The organism is Serratia marcescens, assembly GCF_006715005.1.
In the GTDB taxonomy this organism is placed as follows: domain Bacteria; phylum Pseudomonadota; class Gammaproteobacteria; order Enterobacterales; family Enterobacteriaceae; genus Serratia; species Serratia montpellierensis.
In genome coordinates, this window is the sequence record NZ_VFMJ01000001.1 from 599,543 (window position 1) to 619,495 (window position 19,953).

Sequence of the window (19,953 nt, forward strand, 5' to 3'; positions counted from 1 at the left end):
ACGGCGCATTAGGGTTTCGTTTAGGTTGACGGGGCGAAGGCGGAAAGAAAAACCCCCTGTCTGGCAGGGGGCGGGGGATCAGGCGGAGCGCTGTTCGTCTTGCGAGCCTTCTTCGTCTATCAGCAGCTTCCAGCCGACGACGTCGTTCCAGTAGGCCTGCTCGCGTTCGAAATCCAGCTGCACCAGGTTGTTCTGCGCCAGGTAGCCGGCCGGGAAGCGCAGCGTCCAGTGGTTGTCGTCGGTGGTCAGGCGCAGCGTTTCCGGCGTGGTGGTCGACTGACGCTGGTTGTTGAGCAGGGTGCTCAGACGCAGCAGCTGGATCAGCGGCAGGTAGTGTTTCTTCTTGAACAGGTTAAGGCGCGGCAGCTCTTCCAGCTTGATCGCCTTGCGGTGGAAGCGTACCAGCGCCGCCAGCAGCAGCTGCTGTTCCTGGTTGAAGCCAGGCAGGTTGGAGTTTTGCAGAATGTAGGCCGAATGGCGGTGCATGCCGCTGTGGTTGATGCTCAGCCCCACCTCGTGCAGCATGGCGGCCCATTTCAGCAGGGCCTCCAGCTGCGGATGCGCCAGCTTGGTGTTTTGCGCCATCCACTGCGAGTAGAGCAACTCGGTGGTTTCCAGCACTCGTTTGGCCTGCTCGCGGTCGATGTTGTAGTGATCGGCCAGGCTCTTGGCGGTGCGGCTGCGGATGTCCTGGTGGCGGAAACGGCCTTCCATTTCATACAGCACGCCTTCGCGCAGCGCGCCGTCGGACAGGCGCAGATCGCGGATCGCCAGCGCATCGAACACGCCGCACAGGATAGCCAGCCCCGGCACGAATACCGATTGGCGGTCTTCCGACAGCCCCGGCAGGCTCAGCGAGCCGAAGCTTTTGAACTGCAGCACCTGTTCGGTGAGCATTTCCAGACGTTCCAGGGTGATGAGACCGTCTTTTTCTCCCATCGCCACCAGCACTTCGTGGGCGGCCTTGATGGTGCCCGAGGCGCCCAGCGCATACTGCCAACCTTGAATGCGGTACTGCCAGGCCAGCGTTTCCAGCTTCTGCGCCGCCGCCAGCCGCGCGCGGCGGAAGTTGTTTTTGCTGATCTCGCCACCCGGGAAGAACAGCTGGGCGAAGCTGACGCAGCCCATGCGGCGGCTTTCCGCCAGCAGCGGCTCGAAGTCTTCGCCGATCACCAGCTCGGTGGAGCCGCCGCCGATGTCGATCACCAGCTTGCGGCCTTTCTCTGGCTGGGTGTGTTCCACGCCCATGAAGATCAGACGCGCTTCTTCCTGACCTGCGATGATTTCGATCGGGTAGGGGATCACTTTGGCGGCGCGCTTGAGGAATACTTCGGCGTTCACCGCCTGGCGCAGGGTGTGTGTCCCAACGATGGTGACGTTATCCGCCGGGAAGCCCTGCAGCCGTTCGGCAAACAGCGCCAGGCAGGCCAGGCCGCGTTCTATTGCCTCTTCACTGAGTACGTTGTTGCTGTCCAATCCGTCGGCGAGATGCACCCGTTGTTTTAAACGGCCCAATACCTGTAAGGCGCCGTTGACGACGCGGGCGATCACCATGTGGAAACTGTTCGACCCGAGGTCGATGGCGGCGATTTCCTGCGGTTTGTTCGTTGCAGTGTTTTTTAGCGGCATAGTTGCTGGCCTACTGTCCTGGTTGTTCCAGAGCTTTTAAGTACTCGTAAATAGCCACCTGGGCACGCACTTTGCGACGGTTGCCGCGCGGCACGTACTGGTTGCTCAGTTCTTTATCCACATAACGGGCCTTGACCGTGTCGCTGAACAGGATCTCCAGAATATCCAGAACGCGCTGTTTCAGCGCCGGATCCAGCAGCGATACCGCCACTTCGATACGGTAATCTATGTTGCGGGTCATCCAGTCGGCGGAGGACAGATACACCCGTTTGTCACCTTTATTGTCGAAAACGTAAACCCGATCGTGTTCCAAAAAGCGATCGACGATGCTGATCACCTGAATATTGTCGCTGATCCCCGGCAGGTTGGGAATCAGGGAACACATGCCCCGCACCAGCAGGCGGATCTTCACGCCAGCGCCGGACGCGGTATATAACCGATCTACCAGCCCTTTATCCACCAGATTATTTATTTTCAACATAATGCCGGCCTGTTCCCCGGCCTGCGCGTTGGCGATTTCGTTGTCGATCAGCTCATACAGCTTCAGGCGCGAGTTCTGCGGCGACACCATCAGGTTGTCGAAGGTGACCGGCCGGTAGGGGTTCTCGATAAAGTTGAATACCCGGCGCACCTCGTTGGTGATGCGTGAATCGGCGGTCAACAGCGAATAGTCGGTGTAGATGCGCGCGGTTTTTTCGTTAAAGTTGCCGGTGCCGATATGAGCATAGCGCACAATGTCATCGCCTTCACGGCGTGAAATCAGGAACAGCTTGGCGTGGATTTTCAGGCCCGGCGCGGAGAAGATCACGTGTACGCCGGCTTCGGTCAGGCGCTTCGCCCAGTGAATGTTGGCCTCTTCGTCGAAGCGCGCCTGCAGCTCGACCACCACCGTGACCTTTTTACCGTTGTGCGCGGCGTGGATCATCGATTCGATGATGCGCGAATCTTTCGCCACTCGGTAGATGTTGATTTTGATCGCCAACACGCTCGGATCGAACGACGCCTGGCGCAGCAGCTCCAGCACGTGCTCGAAGGTGTGGTACGGGTAGTAGAGCAGCACGTCTTTTTCACGAATGGCGTCGAAGCCGTTGCGGAAACCGTCGAACCAGATGTGGCGCAGGCGCGGCAGCGGCTTGTTGACCAGGTTGGCTTTGCCGACGTTCGGGAAGCTGATGAAATCTTTAAAGTTGTGGTAGCGGCCGCCGGCGATCACCGAATCGTAGTTGGAGATGCCCAGCTTGCCGCGCAGCAGCTCCACCATTTCGTTCGGCATGTCACGCTGATACACGAAGCGCACCGGCTCGGCGGTCAGGCGCTGTTTCAGGCTGGAGGACATCAGTTCCAGCAGGCTGGATTCCATTTCGGTGACCAGATCGTACTCCGCGTCGCGGGTCATTTTCATCGAGTAGGCGTTGAGCGCGTCGTAGTCGAAGAAGCCCTTGAAGATATCGTCCAGGCAGTAACGCAGAATGTTGTCCAGCAGGATCATCGGCTTACGGCGGCGCGGCGCTTCCGGCGGCAGATTGACGAAGCGCGGCACCTTGTCGGACGGGATCTCCAGCAGCGCATAGTCGATGCGCGCGCCGCGGATGATCTCCACCGCCAGATAGGTGTAATCGTCTTTCAGGAACTGCACCAGGTTGGTGTCGTGGTTGATCAGGATCGGTGTGATGTGCTGGCGCAGATGCTGTTTGAAATATTGCCGCAGCCAGATTTGCTGGTTCTCGGACACCTGGCGCTCGTTGATCAGGAAGATCTGGTTACGCGCCATTTCCAGCAGCAGATCGTTGTACAGGCCGTCGAACTCCTGATCGGTTTTCAGCACCTTGGCCTGGATCTTTTTCAGCAAATGGCGCGAGGAACCGGCGGAGCCTTGCTCTTCGCTGATCAGGATGCGCCGTTTGAGATCGGCGAAGCGGACCTTATAGAACTCGTCGAGGTTGTTGGAGTAAATGCCCAGAAAACGCATACGTTCAATCAGGGGATTGCTCTTATCTGCGGCTTCCTGCAACACACGTTCATTAAAGGATAACCAGCTTAGTTCTTTTTCGATGTAGAGCTTTTCCTGACCCATTGCCACTCCAGTTCAAATTTAGAATAGGATCCGGGACGCAGCGCCCGGATGCCGCTCTAGTGTCCTTCATCATTATTGCGAGAGATTGACAGGAAAGTCCAACATATCCACTGCGTTGGCGCGCGGCGTTTTTCGGCGGCAATAAATTTTCGCCGAGGCGGGATGTTCGGCAGTGAAGTGATTAGCATGAAATGACGGTTAGCAGGCTTATTTTTGGCATTATAAAGCGTGTTTGTGGTCATTTTTCAGCAATATATCAACTTCATATTGTCTGTTTGTAGCGTAAAAAACCTGGGTTAGGGTGGGTAACTTTGTCATGCAAACGTCATAAAACTGACATAAGATGCCCGGTTATCTTACGGCGCAAGCCCGATTACATCAGCGACAGCGAGACACATGACTCAGACGACGGCAAATCAACATCCCCGAGATCGCCTGCGCGGGCGCATCGACCGTGGCGTGCAGGCGGCAGTGACCGCCAGCGGGCTGATGGTGCTGATGACGTTGATGCTGATCTTCGTTTATCTGCTGTTTGCAGTGCTGCCGCTGTTCAAACCGGCCTCGCTCGGCCAGGCGCAGCCGCTGCCGATCGCGGTGTCGGCCCCGGCGCTGGCGTTGGGCATGGACGTGCAGCAGCGCGTCGGTTACCGCATCGACGCGCAGGGCGCGGGGCAATTTTATCGCCTGACGCCGGCGCCGAACGGCCAGCCACAGACGCCGCTGGCACAGCAGACGCTGCTGGCCAAACCGGCACTGCTCGCGCAGGCCGCCGGAGAGCGCGATCTGTTCGCACTGGCGCAGGCCGATGGCCGGCTGGTGGTGGCGCGCGCGGATTTCGCCACGGCGGAAAACGGCCGGCCGCAGTGGCTGTTCCCGCTTGGGCAACAGCCGTTGGCGCTGGAGCCGCAGCGCAAGCCGCTGAAGCTGCTGTCGCTGGCGGATGCGCATCGCGGGCAGTATCTGCTGGCCGGGGTGACCGACGATCGGCGGCTGGTGTTCGGCCGTTTCAGCCCTGACCGGCCGCCGCAGTTCAGCGAGCGGCCGCTGGAGCACGACGCAGAACAACTGGTGCTGACGCCAGATGGCCGGCAGCTTTACCTGCTGACCGGCAACCGGCTGGCGCGTTATGAAATCGACGGCGCACAGCTGCAACTGCGTGAAACGCGTACCCTTGGCGAACACGCCCCGTATCAGATGACGGCGCTGCCCGGCGGCAGCGCGCTGCTGATCAAGGGCGCCGACGGCAATCTGCGCGAGTGGTTCGAAGTAGAAAAAGAGCAGCGCTGGCGCCTGACGCCGGTGCAGCATTTCGACCACGGCGCTGACGGGCAAGAGCTGACGGTGGCGGAGCCCTATCGCCGGGTGTTCGCCACCCTACGGCCCGATGGTGGCTTCTCGTTATTCTCCACTATTCAACCGCAGCCGCTGCTGAATACCCGTTTGGGCGCCGAGGTGCGGCAGATGGCGTTCGCGCCGCGCGGCGATGGTCTGCTGCTGGAGAGTGCACAGGGCTGGCAGCGCTATGCGCTCGACAACCCGTATCCGGACGTTACCTGGCGTTCGCTGTGGGGCAAGGTGTGGTATGAAAACTACCCGCAGCCGGCCTACGTCTGGCAGTCCACCTCTGGTGAAGACAGCTACCAACCCAAATTCAGCCTGATGCCGGTGATCTTCGGCACCTTCAAGGCGGCGGCTTACGCGATGCTGTTCGCCATTCCCTTGGCCTTGGCCGGCGCCATCTATACCGCTTACTTTATGACGCCGGGGCTACGGCGGGTGATCAAACCGGCTATCGAAGTGATGGGCGCGCTGCCGACGGTGGTGATCGGGCTGGTGGCCGGCATTTGGCTGGCGCCGATCATCGAGCAGTATCTGTTGGCGGTGCTGGCGTTGCCGCTGTTGCTGGCGGCGGCGGTGCTGCTGTGCGGCGCGTTGACCCATCGCTTTATGCCGCGCTGCCGGCCGGGCGTCGATCTGCTGTTGCTGTTGCCGCTGCTGGCGTTGACGGTGTGGCTGGCGCTCAGCCTGGGGCCGCGGCTGGAAGTGGTGCTGTTCGGTGAGCCGCTGCATTTCTGGCTGGGGGATAATTACGACCAGCGCAATGCGCTGGTGGTGGGCGTGGCGATGGGCTTCGCGCTGGTGCCGATCATCTTCTCGCTGGCGGAGGACGCGCTGTTCAGCGTGCCGGCCACCCTGAGTCAGGGTTCGTTGGCGCTGGGCGCCACCCAATGGCAGACGGTGGTCAAGGTGTTGCTGCCTTCCGCCAGCGCCGGCATTTTCTCCGCGCTGATGATCGGCTTTGGCCGTGCGGTGGGGGAAACCATGATCGTGCTGATGGCCACCGGCAACACGCCGATTATCGACGGCAGCCTGTTCCAGGGGCTGCGGGCGCTGGCGGCCAACATCGCCATTGAAATGCCGGAGGCGGTCTCCGGCAGCAGCCATTACCGCGTGCTGTTCTTGACCGCACTGGTGCTGTTTGTCTTCACCTTCGTGTTCAACACGCTGGCGGAGGCGGTGCGCCTGCGGCTGCGCAAGCGTTACACGCCGAATCAGGAGGCGCCATGAAGAACTGGGTGAAGAGCGGATCGCCGTGGATATGGCTGACCGCCGGTTCGGTGGCCGTCAGCCTGTTGGCGCTGGTCGGCATTCTGTTGCTGCTGGCCGGGCAGGGGATGCGCTATTTCTGGCCGAGCCCGGTTTATCAGTTCGAGCTGAATCAGAACGGCGCCGGGGCGGTGACGGTGATCGGCGAGCTGTATCAACAGCAAAGCATTTCACGTCGCCAGCTGACGGAGGCGGGCGTGGCGCCGCCGGGCGAGGCGCAGAGCGTCGAACGTTATCTGATTAAGGTCGGCAACCGCGAGCGCGAGGGGCAGGATTTCCGCACGCTGCTGGCCAGCGACATCCGCAGCCAAAGCGCGCCGCGCAGCCTGCTGGTGCTGGAGCGGAACAGCCACGGCACCGCCTACGGATATCTGGCGGGCATGCTGGAAGACGGGCAACCGCTGACCGGCCGCAATCTGGGGCAGGCGTTGCAGCAGCGGCTGCCGCAAATCGCTGCGCTCTCGCGCCAGGCGCACGACATCCAATTCCGCGATATGGCGCGCATTAATCAGCAGTTTGACGCGCTGCGGCTGCGGGAAAAGCGCCTGCAGCGCGACGCTAAGCTGGACGCCCGCGCGCAGGACGCCATCAAGGCCGAGCGGCTGGCGTTGCAGCGGCAATACCAGCTGCTGTCCGAACGCCTGGCGGGGCTGAATCGCGATCGCCAGCGCGATGCGCTGCTGCTGCGCGACATGCACGGCCAAACGTTGACCATTCCGCTCAGCCAGGTGCGCGATGCCTGGTACCCGAACGCCATGAGCACCACCGAGAAACTGACGCACTGGGGCGAGCAGGTGAAGAAGTTCCTCACCGACAGCCCGCGCGAGGCGAATACCGAAGGCGGGGTGTTCCCGGCCATTTTCGGCACGGTGTTGATGGTGATCCTGATGTCGATCGTGGTGATGCCGTTTGGCGTGATTGCGGCGGTGTACCTGCACGAGTATGCCGGCAACAATCTGCTGACGCGGGTGATCCGCATTGCGGTGGTCAACCTGGCCGGCGTGCCCTCGATCGTCTACGGCGTCTTCGGCCTCGGCTTTTTCGTTTATATGATAGGCGGCACGCTCGACCAGCTGTTCTACCCTGAATCCCTGCCTAACCCGACCTTCGGCACGCCTGGCGTGCTGTGGGCGGCGCTGACGCTGGCGCTGCTGACGCTGCCGGTGGTGATCGTCGCCACCGAGGAAGGGCTGTCGCGCATTCCCACTTCGCTGCGGCAGGGCTCGATGGCGCTGGGCGCCAGCCGGGCCGAGACGCTGTGGCGCATCGTGCTGCCGATGGCTGCGCCGGCGATGATGACCGGCCTGATCCTGGCGGTGGCGCGCGCCGCCGGGGAGACCGCGCCGCTGATGCTGGTGGGGGTAGTGAAATCGGTGCCGGTGCTGCCGGTGGACGAGATTTTCCCGTATCTGCACCTGGAACGGAAGTTTATGCATTTGAGCTTCCAGATCTACGATATGGCATTCCAGAGCCCGAGCGTAGAGGCGGCCCGGCCGCTGGTGTTCGCCACCGCCTTCCTGCTGGTGACGATCGTGGTGAGTTTGAATCTGGCGGCGATGGGTATCCGCCATTCGTTGAGGGAGCGGTACCGAGCATGGTCGCAGTAACAATGACGCTATTTTTGGGGAGTGCGTAATGGGTTTGATGACGCCAGGCAGTTTGCCCCGGCTGGATGTCCAGCATCTCGACGATGAACAGACCGCGCTGGCGGTCAACGGCCTGAACCTGTTTTATGGCGACAAACAGGTGCTGCATGATATTTCGCTGCGCATTCCGAAACACCGGGTGACGGCCCTGATCGGCCCTTCGGGCTGCGGTAAATCGACGCTGCTGCGCTGTTTCAACCGCATGAACGATCTGGTGGACAACTGCCGCATCGAGGGCGATCTGCAGCTGAACGGCGCGGCGATCTCCGGCGCGCAGATCGACGTGGCGGCGCTGCGGCGGCGGGTGGGCATGGTGTTCCAGCGGCCGAACCCGTTCCCGAAATCGATCTATGAAAACGTGGTGTACGGCCTGCGGCTGCAGGGCGTGCGCGACCGGCGTTTGCTGGATGAAGCGGTGGAGCGTTCGCTGCGCGCCGCCGCTCTGTGGCATGAGGTGAAGGACCGGCTGCGCGAAAATGCGTTCCGCTTGTCCAGCGGCCAGCAGCAGCGCCTGGTGATCGCGCGCGCCATCGCCATCGAACCGGAAGTATTGCTGCTCGACGAGCCGACCTCGGCGCTCGATCCGATTTCCACGCTGACCATCGAAGAGCTGATTTCCGCGCTGAAGCAGCGTTACAGCGTGGTGCTGGTGACGCACAACATGCAGCAGGCGGCGCGCGTCTCCGACTACACCGCCTTTATTCATCAGGGCCGGCTGGTGGAGTACAACGACACCGACGCCATTTTCACGTCGCCGCGCCAGCGCCGCACCGAGGATTATATTACCGGGCGGTATGGGTGAGTTCTGGGGGGCGTTGCATACGGCGCCCCTTTTCCCGTCTTTGTGTTTCCTCCGATTATTCTCGCTAACACGCCAAGCACGTCTTTTCACTGGCTACATTAATAAAAATAATTCTCATTTGCATGGACGGAGCCAGCGAATTGTTTATAATTCGCCAATCTGTGTAAATCAGTGTAAATGGATGTGTTTGAATGTGTGCATGGAGGCTTGGCGCCTGGTCGCTATTATTAGCGTTTTGCAGCTCGGCGTGGTGCGCGGAAATCACCAGCCCTGCCGATCGCGACAGCATTACCCAACAGCAGAAAACGTTGCTGGAACAGGCCCAGCAGCAACGCGAGGCGCTGCAAAATAACGTTGAACTGCCGGCGTTACCGCTGCCTGAGCCGGCCGCCGCAGGGGCGGTTTGCCAACCGGTGCGGCAGATCGTTTTTCAGGGCGCCGAACATCTTTCCTGGTCGGTAAAAGAAAGCCTGGCCCGCCCGTATCAGGGGCGCTGCCTGACGCTGGAGCACATCAACCGTCTGGTGCGCGAAACCACCAATGCTTATCTGCAACGCGGCTATGTCACTTCGCAGGCCTGGCTGCAGGAGCAGGATATCTCCCGCGGCGTGTTGACCGTCAGCGCCAGCGAAGGGCGAATCGAGTCCATCACGCAAAACGGTGAGCAGACGCTGGCGTTGAAGATGGCGTTTCCCGATCGGGTTGGTGACGTATTGAATCTGCGCGATATCGAGCAGGGCATGGAGCAGCTCAACCGCCTGCCGTCGCAACAGGTGACTATCGATATTCAACCTGGCGAGCAACCCGGCTTTTCCAAAGTGGTTTTGCTGCGCGGCGCCACGCGCGCACCGGTCTCTTTCTCTTTTGGGGCCGATAACAGCGGCCAGAAAAGCACTGGCACCGGGCAGATGAACGCCGCCTTCTCGCTGGATAATCCGCTGCGTCTCGCCGATCAATGGTCGCTTTCCGCAGCGCGCAATAACGATTTCAGCCCGCATCATCGCAGCCGTAGCCTGAACGGCAGCGTCACCTTACCCTATGGCTATTGGCTGTTCAGCTACCAGTATGCCTGGAACGACTTTTTCCAGCAGGTGCCGTTCAACGGTGCCGCTTACCGCTATCAGGGCAACAACCAGACCCAGCGTTTGGGCGCCAACCGCACGTTGCTGCGGGATAGCAAACGTAAGCTGGCCGTCGATATCGGGCTGGCGCGGCGCACCACGGAAAATAGGCTGGCGGGGGAACGGTTGGGTGTCAGCAGCCCGACGCTCAGCATCGCCAGCCTGGGCCTCAATTACAGTGCGGTCGCGGGCGGCGGCTATATGACGCTGAACCCGACGGTAAGCCGCGGGCTGCACATGCTGGGCGCTACCGTCGACGATCCTGAGCGCAACGGGGCGCCGCGCAGCGAGTTCCGCAAGCTTGGCCTCAGCGCCAGTTATTTCTATCCGCTCGCACCCTCTCTCTACTACCTGACCTCGGCCTACGGACAAACCAGCGCAGACAACCTGTATGCCGGCGAGCGCATTTCCATCGGCGGGCAATACTCGGTGCGTGGCTTTAAAGAGCAGTACCTGACCGGTAATCGCGGCGCCTACTGGCGCAATGAACTCAACTGGCAATGGCGGACGTTGCCGGGGTTGGGGGCGCTTTCTTTGACCGGCGCGTTAGACGCCGGCTGGCTGCAGGGGCGCGCCGGGCAGATAGACGGCGGCAGCGTCGTTGGTGCGGCGCTGGGCACCACGTTAAGCGGCCGTTGGTTCAATCAGGCGATCACCGTTGGTAAATCGCTGACGCACCCAGACAGCCTGCAACCGGATCGTTGGGTGGCCTACTGGCAAGCCACCGTCACCTTATAACGCCAGCACACAGCAGGAGCGCCTCGGCGTTCAAAACAACATCCTTTCGAAGGAATGAATATGGATAAGCTCAACCCTCCGTTGGCGCGCGGCGCCAGCTATTTGCTGATCTACCTGACGGCTTTCCAGCCGTTGCACCCGGCGTTCGCCGCCGGCATTACCGCCGCCAACGGCAATACGCAGGTGGTTATCAAGCCGGGCGACGTGCCGGTGGTGAATATTGCCACGCCGAACGGTGCGGGCATCTCCCACAACACCTATAAAGATTTCAACGTTGGGCCACAGGGCGCCGTGTTGAATAACGCCACTCACGGCGGCAAAACGCAGCTGGGCGTGGAGATCTACAGCGCGCAGGGCAACACCTACCTGAAGGGAAAACCGGCGGAGTTGATCATCAACGAGGTGATCGGCGGCAGTCGTTCCGAGCTGCAGGGCAAGCTCGAGGTGTTCGGCAACAAGGCCAATGTGATGATCGCCAACCCGAATGGCATCACCTGCGACGGCTGCGGCTTTATCAACGCGCCGGGCGTGACGCTGACCACCGGCAAACCGCAGTTCGACAAGCAGGGCGCGCTGGAAGCGCTGGAGGTGAAAAAAGGCGGCGTCACCATCGGCGGCAAAGGGCTGGACGGCAGCGGCGCCGACTATGTCGATATCATCAGCCGCGCCACCGAGCTGAACGGCAAAATCAACGCACAAAATCTGTCGCTGACCCAGGGCGCCAACCGCATTAGCTTCAAGGACGCCAGCATCAAACCGATCGCCGGTGAAGGCGCAAAACCTGTGCTGGCGGTGGATACCAAGGCGCTGGGCGGCATGTACGCCAACAAAATCCGCCTGGTGGCCAATGAGGATGGGGTGGGGGTGAACCTGAAAGACCTCACCAGCAAACAGCGGGATATTACGCTGAGCGTTAACGGTAACCTGGTGCTTAACGGCACCACGCACAGCAAAGGTGACCTCAATGTCAGCGCCAAGGAATTGCACATTACGCCAGGCGCTGTCGTGCAGGCGGACGGCAACGCCACGCTGGCAGCAACGACGCTAGTGAATGACGGGCAAACCAGCACCAGTGGCGATATGCGTATCTTTGGCGACCATATCCGCAACGCCGGGGAAAATGCCAAGCTGCACGCCAATAAAAATATGTGGATCCAAAAGGATGCGCAGGGCAACAAGGCTAAATCCGTCGAGAACCGTTCGGCGAAAATCCTGACCAACAGCGGCGATTTGGTGATACGTGCCGAACAGGTTCGCAATAAAAGAGATGTCGAGAGTATTAGTAAAACCAAGCTAATACCGACATCAACTGATAAAAATATGCAAGTGGCGAATGTCATGGCAGAAACCGGTGATTATCCGGTAATTATTACCGCTGAGTTGACGTCGCCATTACCTGAAAAATGGTTTGGAAAAGCGGATTTTAGCAATATTGAGCGGGGGGTATTGGTTAACGACCAGCAGACTCGGTTTGATGTGGAGGGAAGTTCAGCACCTGCAGAGATCTCTTCTGGTAAGCACCTTTATATCTATGGAGATGAATTAGATAATAATAACAGTGTGTTGAGTGCTAATTTAGACCTTATTTTGACGGGTCAGCGCTTTGTCAATACGCAAACTTCCACAGGCACGTTATTGAATTACATTCGCTATATTCCTGATGAAAAAGCCAATAAAGAAAATGGGGGAGTGACATTTAATCCATTAACGGCAAAAGAGTTACGTATAACCAATTACTTTACCCGAGGTGATAGTGTTCAAGCTTGGCATTCTGTAGGCTACGTTTTACAGCGTATCAGTTTAAGTGCTGGAAAAAGTTTGGTGGCGGATTTCAAAGATAAAATAGAGATAAAAAACCAAACGCCAGAAGAAAATAAACCCTATGAAGTGAGAGCATTACAACGTCCTGAAACCTTAAAGGCGCAGAACATTTTTCTGCATGCTGCGAATATCATCAATACTGACATAATTCGTGCTGACGGCAATATCACCGCGATTGCCGAAGATCGGATTGTTCTTGGGCAAGGCATTTTGGCCGCCGGAAAAGAACTGTCTCTGACGGCAGTCAACGCTATCGACGCATGGCAAAGTGAGCTGAAAGGGCAGGACGTCACGTTAAACGCCAAAAACGGTGATATAAAAATACATTCCAGTGAGAAACCTCATTACTTCCGCCCTGACGGCTCTCGCTGGTTGGGCAGCCTTGAGGCTTCACGCGATTTGTCTCTCACGGCTGGCAGCACCATTACGTTGCTGAATACGCTGTTGGCGCCGCAAAGCCGCAATATCGCTATGACGGCTAACGGCAGCATTGCCATCGTCAAAAACAGCGCGTTGTTGGAGGGGCCGCTATTAGGGGGGCCGGTTTCTCCGGCTAAACGGCAAGAATATTTCAACCAACTGTTGGCCAGTGGCCAAATGAGGGCAACGGGTTCGGTGCTGCTTAATAGCGGTGGCTATCTGGCGCTACGCGGCACCAAGATTAATGCGGACAAGGACGTTACGCTGTTAGCCGCCCATAACGCCGATCTTAATTACCGTGAACTTGACGGCCGATTCAATGCGCTTTTCCCTGTGTCCCGCACGCCTGAACTGGGCAGCCGGGTACACGCCGGCGGCAATTTGCTGATTAACTCGGCTCGCGACATCGGCACCCAGGGCGGCGCGCTTTCCGCTAACGGCAACATCACGTTGCTGGCCGGGCAGAATCTATGGTTATCGAATCTGGCCTATTCCGCCATTGATGCCGCCAACGACAACAATAAAGACGACCGCCATGTGGTCACTACTCTCAGCGCCGGGAAAAACCTGACCGCGGCGGCGAATAACCAACTGCTGACTTACGGCGCCAGGTTGACTTCGGGCGCCAATATGACGCTATCCTCCGGCGGTGATATGCGCTTCGAGGCGGTGCAAAACCACACTTACCGAGAAGGTGGCAACGAATTTACCGAAACTCGCACCCAGCAAGGGACCGAGCTGAATGCCGGCGGCCTTATGGCGGTGATTTCCGGCGGCAGCATTCTCTTTCAGGCCACCAAACTCCTGTCTAAGGGACAACTTGGACAGATAGGTATTTCTATTGACCTTTCTGGGGTTGACTCTGCATTTTCAATGGCTGAACGCCGGGTTCAGGAGGCTAGGCAGCGACTTGAACAGACGATAAATAATAGGTCTAAGACCGAAAACCAACTAAATGCAAGTAAACACGCATTGGGTAGCGCACGTCAGCACCCTGATACCTTGTCGTTATTTGATGCTGCCGCACATCCAATTACGTCATCATCATCCCGGTTCGTTTCAGTGCCGGTTTATAGCGGAGGGGGCGTTCACTTTGACGCTTCGGCATTGATTGATAATCAGGCACACCTCGAGCGGTTATTACGAGAAGGGGGCCGGGCGTTTGTTAATAATGTCCTTCAATGGGGAGATGTCACTGCACCGACTCAAGACGGCGTCAAAGTCGGTAACGCGATAAAAGAAGCGACCATAGAAGAATATGACAAGATTCGTCAGCGTTTAATAGACCGCCAGAATGCGATAAATAACGCGCAAAGTGCGCTAAATGCATCCCAACATGCATTTGACCAGGCCCAGCAGCAGACTCTACAACAGACGAAAGAAAAAAATGATGCCGAAAATCAACTTAACGTGGCTCTGGCAGCAAAACAGCGCCAACATGATGCGGAAAGACAACGTAAAGAGCAGGAAGATGCTCGAAATCGTGAACTGGCGATCCGCACCGGTTCCTTGGATATCGCCGCCAAGGGCGGCTATCTCTACGCCCAGGCGATGGAAGAGTCCAGCCACTACGAGAAAAAGGAAACCAAGCGCAAATGGTGGGGCAAGAAAACCGAGGTTAAGCAGACCCGCCATGACGTGACCAACAAGGTTACCGAGTTTACCGCCGCCGGCAATATCACGCTGATGAGCCGCGACGACAGCACCTATGAAGCCAGCAAAATCGCCGCCGGGCAAAACGCGCGCCTGACCAGCTCCCGTGGACAGGTTAACTTCCGCGCGGTGAAAAACACCTCTTTCGAACAGACCGTCAGCAATTCGAAAGGCTTCTTTATCAAGCAGGCCAATAAAGGGTACGAAGACAATAAGTGGGTGCTGCCGAGCATCCATACCGGTGGCGCCTTGACCGTAGAGGCCGCCAAGGGTGTTAACGCCGATGTGAAGGTGAAAAACGGCCAGGCGCTGCAAAGCGCCATCGATGCCCTGGGCAATACGCCGGGCACCACCTGGGTCAAAGATCTGAACAAGCGCAACGACGTGCAGTGGAGCAAGGTCAAAGACGCTTACGACAGCTGGGATTACAAGAGCCAGCACCTGAACCCGGCGGTGGCGGCGGTGATCGCCATTGCGGCCGCGGCGGTGACCGCAGGCAGTTCACTGGCGGCCACGGCGGCCTCCAGCGTTTCCGGCGCCGTGGGCGGCGGGGTGGTAACCAGCGGCGCGGTCACGGCCGGGATGTCTTCTCTGGCCTCCCAGGCGGCGGTCGCGCTGGTTGAGAATCAAGGCAACCTGTCGAAAACGCTGCAGGCGCTGGGCAGCAATGAAAACGTCAGGGCGACCGCCACGGCGATGGCGATCGGCGGAGCGCTCAACGGCTTCGACAGCGCGATGGGCTGGAGCAAGGATGCGGCGGGCAAACCGCTCAATCCAAATAACGTCAAACTGCCGCAGCTGAGCAACGGCGACTGGAGCAAAGTGGCGCAGCGGGTGGCCGGGCAATCGGTCATCAGCTCCAGCCTGAATACCGCCATCAATGGCGGCAGCTTCAAGGACAACCTGACCAATGCGCTGCTGGCGAACATCGGCAGCCAGGTTCAGGCCGAGGGCGCCAACCTGATTGGGGATAACGGTCAGGTTCTTGATATACCGGGCCGGGCCGTAAGCCATGCCGTTCTGGCGGGCATCAGCGCGGAAATCGGCAAGGGGAATGCCAAAGGCGCGGCGGCAGGGGCGCTGGCGGCGGAGCTGGCCGGGGTGATCATCAATGATAATCTGGTCAGAAGTGAAGGCTGGCAAGAGCGTCAGGCTCAAATCAGCCGCGTAGCGGGCGCCTTTGCAGGGGCCATCGTAACCGCCAAAGCCGCAGGTGCCACCAGCGGTGCAAATGCGGGTGAGTTTGTCGAGCGTTTCAATCGACAGCTGCACCAGGAAGAACTCAACGCCATTAAAGCGTTGGCTAAGGGCGACAAGGAAAAAGAAGCGCGTCTGATGGCCGCATCCTGCCGAAAAGTCGCCTGCACCACGCAGGAAGCGCTAAACTCAGATGAGCGCAAGCAGTTTGAAGCCCTGATGAATAAGTATCCGTCAACGCGGGATGAAGACGGCCTTATTGCCAACTACTGGGTACAAAAAGAGCGTCAGCGCTTCGGCAACTATCCGGTGTTTGCCGGCTATGACAGCGAAAAGTTATTCACGTATGATTTGGGCGACCAGATAACCGACGGCCAGCTGTTTGCTCGCAACCAGCAGATAGAACAAATCAGCAAGTTGACCGGGTGGTCGCCGGACTGGGTGAATGCCTCGGTGATGGCGGTCTCTATTGCCAACACATTTGCCGGTATGGGTAAAGCAAACGTCGGCAACCAATACCTGTCATCCAAATTGGTAGGCCCAACCAGCGCCTGGAAAGGGTATCTGGTCAATGAGAAGACGGTTCAGCAGGCTGCTGCATTCAAAAACCAGGTTACAGAACTGAGGGCTGGTCTACCATCAGACTGGAAACGTGGTGGCAACGTTGCCGTGGCCAATATTGATATATCTGGAATGCCAAAGACACTTGCGGGTCACAATCTCATAAATGTTGAAGGGAAAGGTTTTGTTGGAAAGGGAAAAGAAAATTTCAAATATGAGACTTTGCTTACTGATGATGGTAGACCAGTACCAAGACGTATAGACTCTGAATATAAAATATTGGATAACTTAGCTGATAAATTAGGAAGTAATTATTCTGCTAAAGGTTCTGTTACTATTTTTACAGAAAAACCTGCCTGCGACAGTTGCTTGGGCGTTGTTAAACAATTCGAGAGTAGGTACCCTGGGGTGAAAATTAACGTTTTGGACAATAACGGAGTGCGTTTGATTCCGGGAAGAGGTAAATAACAATGAGTGTGATGAATTATGATGAGATAAGAAATAGCTTTGCCCATTCAAGTTACGTTTATTGCAGGGAGATAATTGACCTATTGAAAGATGGGGATAACCATGGGGTTTGTGATACATCTGATCAGGCGTTTGCGTATGAGTCATTAGAAGGTTCGTTTGAAGAACCTATAGAATGCCTCATGCTTGAGCTAGTGACGCTCATCTTTATGGCTGGTCGATGTAGTGATAAAACAGTAAAGTTCCACACAGATATCATATTAAAAATTTTATCCGAAAATGATTTATTCGAAATGCTTAAGGATGTAACTGAAGATGAAAAAAACGAAATTTTAAACGATCTTCGATTGCTTGGCTTTATCGATATGCCTGAATAAAAGGATGCTCGTGTGGATTTATGTGTTTTGTCTATCGTCTGGATCCATGACAGCGGCTATGAAGATTGGATCTAACCCGCACACAGAAACGGCTCTTCGGAGCCGTTTTCTCTTTATGTTGTATTCCATATAAACGCCGATAGGACGCGGCGGGCAAACCGTTCAATCCAAACAACGTCAAACTGCCGCAGCTGAGCAACGGCGACTGGAGCAAGGTGGCGCAGGGGTGGCTGGGCAATCGGTCATCAGCTCCAGCCTGAATACCGCCATCAATGGCGGCAGCTTCAAAGACAACCTGACCAATGCACTGCTGGCGAACATCGGCAGCCAGGTTCAGGCCGAGGGAGCTAATTTGATTGCGGATAACGGTCAGGTTCTCGATAAAAACAGTTGATGGACGCCAATACGCACGTATAGGTGATCGTCTTTACTCTCAACATGCCGTTGACAGAATGCAACCAACAAGCTTAGGTTCCCCAGCAGGAACCATTGGACCTGGAAAAAACATTTCGCCAAATATAGTTGAACATGTAATTAAAACAGGTGTTACTGAAACAAGCATATCCAATGGTATTCAAAGGACAATTTATCGGGCTGGTGACATTGGTGTGGTTACTGAAAACAATGGTAACATCATAATCACAATTCTTCGTAGGAGTGAGAAATGAGTGAGTGGATTTATCCCGATGTAATTAAAAAACTTAGGTTTTCCTGTGCGGCCTTTTTAGAGGGAAAACTATCTGTGGCTGAAGTTCAATCAGAAATAGATAACGCAGGTAACAGTATTGTAGCGATAGAGGAAAAATGGTTACGGCAGGTGCTACTTGATGCGGAAAGCGATATTGAACTTTTGATCTTCACTATTGACAATGAAAAATTGACAGAGGCTGTCACACCTATCGTACAGAATATTATCAAGGCAATAAGTTAGGATATGGCTTTGCCCCTATTTCAGCAACGTGTTATGCATCATAAATAGGCACATAATACCGTTTATGGAGGCTGCTGACCCACGCATGGAAACGGCTCTTCGGAGCCGTTTTACTCGGTTAGAGGGAGTGTGGAGCTTTCATATACAGATACCTAAAATAATAAAAATGATAAATTACTCTATAAATACATCAGGGTGTGTGTATCGGTGTTCTATTGATGTTATTGGGAATAAGGATATAAAAAAGTATCGAATCTCTCCGATAGCAAGTTTAAAATCAAGTTTAGATAGGTGATCTATATGCTTACAATAGAGCAATATGAAAATAGGAAGGAAGCTCTTGTGGGAGCATCGATGGTGACTATTTGGGAAAATATTCATCCGGATAGTCTATCAGGTAAGATCTGCCTTTCTTTTTATGAGGAAAAAGAGTTATTCCTCTGGTTTATCGAGCATTTGATGAATGAGGGGATAGTAAAACTTGGCAACGGGGGCGAGTTCTTGAAGGGAACAGTGAAAGAGCAGGTCGATAAATTTAGAGCCAGTTTTCCTAATACTCCTGAAGAGATGGAGTATGGCGCTTTTAATGGATACTGGTTTTTATCTGATGCATGCCCCGCTGGCCTTGTCTGGATTCACGAAAACGGTTATCAAGATTGGACTTAGATGCTGTTATTATAAATAGTGTGTAATATTATTGTTTAACTGCTAAAAACCCGCTGTTGCGGGTTTTTAGTTTTTTTTAAACTTATATCTATTCCCTCTCGGTTGCTATAAGTGATTCTGTTAGAGTACATATGCGTTACAAAGTACTCTTTTTGATAATACGTCTCGCGCATAACTTGTTCTACGATATCTGTGATGAAAGTTGGCCTTTAACGTCCCCGCCCCGAAATTCGCAGCACCACCCCCACCAGCAGCAGTGCAGCCCCCGAGGCATAGAGCGGGAACCAGCGCGTCCACCAGAGCGGGGAAAACAGCGGGGTGCTATTGGGATCTGCAGGCGCGTAGCCGCTATAGGTATTCAGGCCGGCGGCGATGGCGAGCATCGTCAGGCCGATAAAAAGCAGCAGGTTTGAGACGGTTGTCATGGCATTTTTCCTTTGTAGAGGCAGAGGGTAACTCTCACTATCACTATTAATTATTGTTCGATTAATTATCTCGGATGAATATTATTTATTTCCGCATTCATCAGGCTATTTCCTGACGATAAAATAGCATCCATTAATACTAGTCGCTTATTTTCCAATAAAAAACCCGCTTTCGCGGGTTTTCTCTTTTTCTTGCCGATCGTCACTTCACCAGCGGCTTATCATTGGGCGTTTTGAACTTCGCCAGATATTGCGGCTGGAAGATGCACATGCGCAGCACGGTGCGGTATTCGCCGTTGACGAAGAACTCGTCGATCAGTTCGCCTTCCACGTTGAAGCCCAGCTTGCTGTAGATGTGGATCGCCTTCGGGTTCTCCTTGTCGACGATCAGGTACAGCTTGTACAGGTTCAACACCGAGAAACCGTAGTCCATCGCCAGACGGGCGGCGGTGCTGGCGTAGCCTTTGCCCTGGTGGGCGGGATCGATGATGATCTGGAACTCAGCGCGACGGTGGATGTGATCGATCTCCACCAGCTCCACCAGGCCGACCTTGGCGCCTTCGTGCTCGATGATAAAGCGGCGCTCGCTCTGATCGTGGATGTGTTTGTCGTAAAGATCGGAAAGCTCGACAAAGGCTTCGTAGGGTTCTTCAAACCAATAGCGCATGACGCTGGCGTTGTTGTCCATCTGGTGGACGAACGACAGATCGTCCCGTTCCAATGGGCGTAACCTGACGCTGGCAGTGCTGGACATGTGGGCTCCTCTGTGCCGTGAAATTGTGCAAAGTATAACTTCACAGAATGGATGAAGGCGAAA

At 56.2% G+C, this 19,953-nt stretch carries 13 protein-coding genes; 9 read left to right on the forward strand and 4 right to left on the reverse strand.

Annotated elements, in window-relative coordinates; all coding sequences use genetic code 11:
* Positions 1 to 78: 78 nt before the first annotated feature.
* The gene (gene ppx / locus FHU12_RS02895) at positions 79 to 1,629 is read right to left on the reverse strand and encodes an exopolyphosphatase (RefSeq protein ID WP_141967311.1); all 1,551 of its coding nucleotides are present in this window, start codon (positions 1,627 to 1,629) and stop codon (positions 79 to 81) included.
* Between the two features lie 10 nt (positions 1,630 to 1,639).
* Positions 1,640 to 3,703, reverse strand: coding sequence for a polyphosphate kinase 1 (ppk1, locus tag FHU12_RS02900; RefSeq protein WP_141967313.1), 2,064 nt, complete (start codon positions 3,701 to 3,703; stop codon positions 1,640 to 1,642).
* A gap of 396 nt (positions 3,704 to 4,099) precedes the next feature.
* Here ppk1 and FHU12_RS02905 point away from each other — a divergent pair, with 396 nt between their 5' ends.
* The 9 genes from FHU12_RS02905 (at position 4,100) to FHU12_RS02950 (ending at position 18,711) form a co-directional block, all read left to right on the forward strand.
* Positions 4,100 to 6,271: an ABC transporter permease subunit gene (locus FHU12_RS02905; RefSeq protein WP_141967314.1), complete on the forward strand. Its 2,172-nt coding sequence runs from the start codon at positions 4,100 to 4,102 to the stop codon at positions 6,269 to 6,271.
* Entirely contained in the window at positions 6,268 to 7,917 is a 1,650-nt protein-coding gene (gene pstA / locus FHU12_RS02910; protein WP_141967316.1) for a phosphate ABC transporter permease PstA, read from the forward strand. Before FHU12_RS02905 ends, pstA begins: the two co-directional genes overlap by 4 nt.
* 28 nt (positions 7,918 to 7,945) lie before the next feature.
* Positions 7,946 to 8,758 (forward strand): phosphate ABC transporter ATP-binding protein PstB, encoded by an 813-nt coding sequence (pstB, locus tag FHU12_RS02915; protein WP_019452422.1) that lies wholly within the window; start codon positions 7,946 to 7,948, stop codon positions 8,756 to 8,758.
* A gap of 191 nt (positions 8,759 to 8,949) precedes the next feature.
* Positions 8,950 to 10,617 (forward strand): ShlB/FhaC/HecB family hemolysin secretion/activation protein, encoded by a 1,668-nt coding sequence (locus tag FHU12_RS02920; RefSeq protein ID WP_141967318.1) that lies wholly within the window; start codon positions 8,950 to 8,952, stop codon positions 10,615 to 10,617.
* Between the two features lie 60 nt (positions 10,618 to 10,677).
* A complete protein-coding gene (locus tag FHU12_RS02925) occupies positions 10,678 to 16,737 on the forward strand; it encodes a DUF637 domain-containing protein (protein ID WP_141967320.1) in 6,060 nt (2,019 codons plus the stop codon).
* A 2-nt stretch (positions 16,738 to 16,739) separates the two neighbouring features.
* Positions 16,740 to 17,114 carry an Imm2 family immunity protein gene (gene imm2, locus FHU12_RS02930; protein ID WP_141967322.1) on the forward strand — a complete coding sequence of 125 codons (375 nt, stop codon included), beginning with the start codon at positions 16,740 to 16,742 and terminating at the stop codon, positions 17,112 to 17,114.
* Positions 17,115 to 17,319: 205 nt separating this feature from the next.
* Entirely contained in the window at positions 17,320 to 17,508 is a 189-nt protein-coding gene (locus FHU12_RS02935) for a DUF637 domain-containing protein (RefSeq protein WP_260440770.1), read from the forward strand.
* Positions 17,509 to 17,778: 270 nt separating this feature from the next.
* Entirely contained in the window at positions 17,779 to 18,045 is a 267-nt protein-coding gene (locus FHU12_RS02945; RefSeq protein WP_185742270.1) for a hypothetical protein, read from the forward strand.
* A gap of 300 nt (positions 18,046 to 18,345) precedes the next feature.
* Complete coding sequence (locus tag FHU12_RS02950) at positions 18,346 to 18,711, forward strand: DUF596 domain-containing protein (RefSeq protein ID WP_049242884.1); 366 nt, start codon at positions 18,346 to 18,348, stop codon at positions 18,709 to 18,711.
* A 209-nt stretch (positions 18,712 to 18,920) separates the two neighbouring features.
* Here FHU12_RS02950 and FHU12_RS02955 read toward each other — a convergent pair whose 3' ends face one another.
* Positions 18,921 to 19,136: a hypothetical protein gene (locus FHU12_RS02955; RefSeq protein WP_141967326.1), complete on the reverse strand. Its 216-nt coding sequence runs from the start codon at positions 19,134 to 19,136 to the stop codon at positions 18,921 to 18,923.
* 202 nt (positions 19,137 to 19,338) lie between these two features.
* Positions 19,339 to 19,890, reverse strand: a complete 552-nt coding sequence (gene speG / locus FHU12_RS02960; RefSeq protein WP_004941631.1) for a spermidine N1-acetyltransferase — start codon at positions 19,888 to 19,890, stop codon at positions 19,339 to 19,341.
* Positions 19,891 to 19,953: the final 63 nt, after the last annotated feature.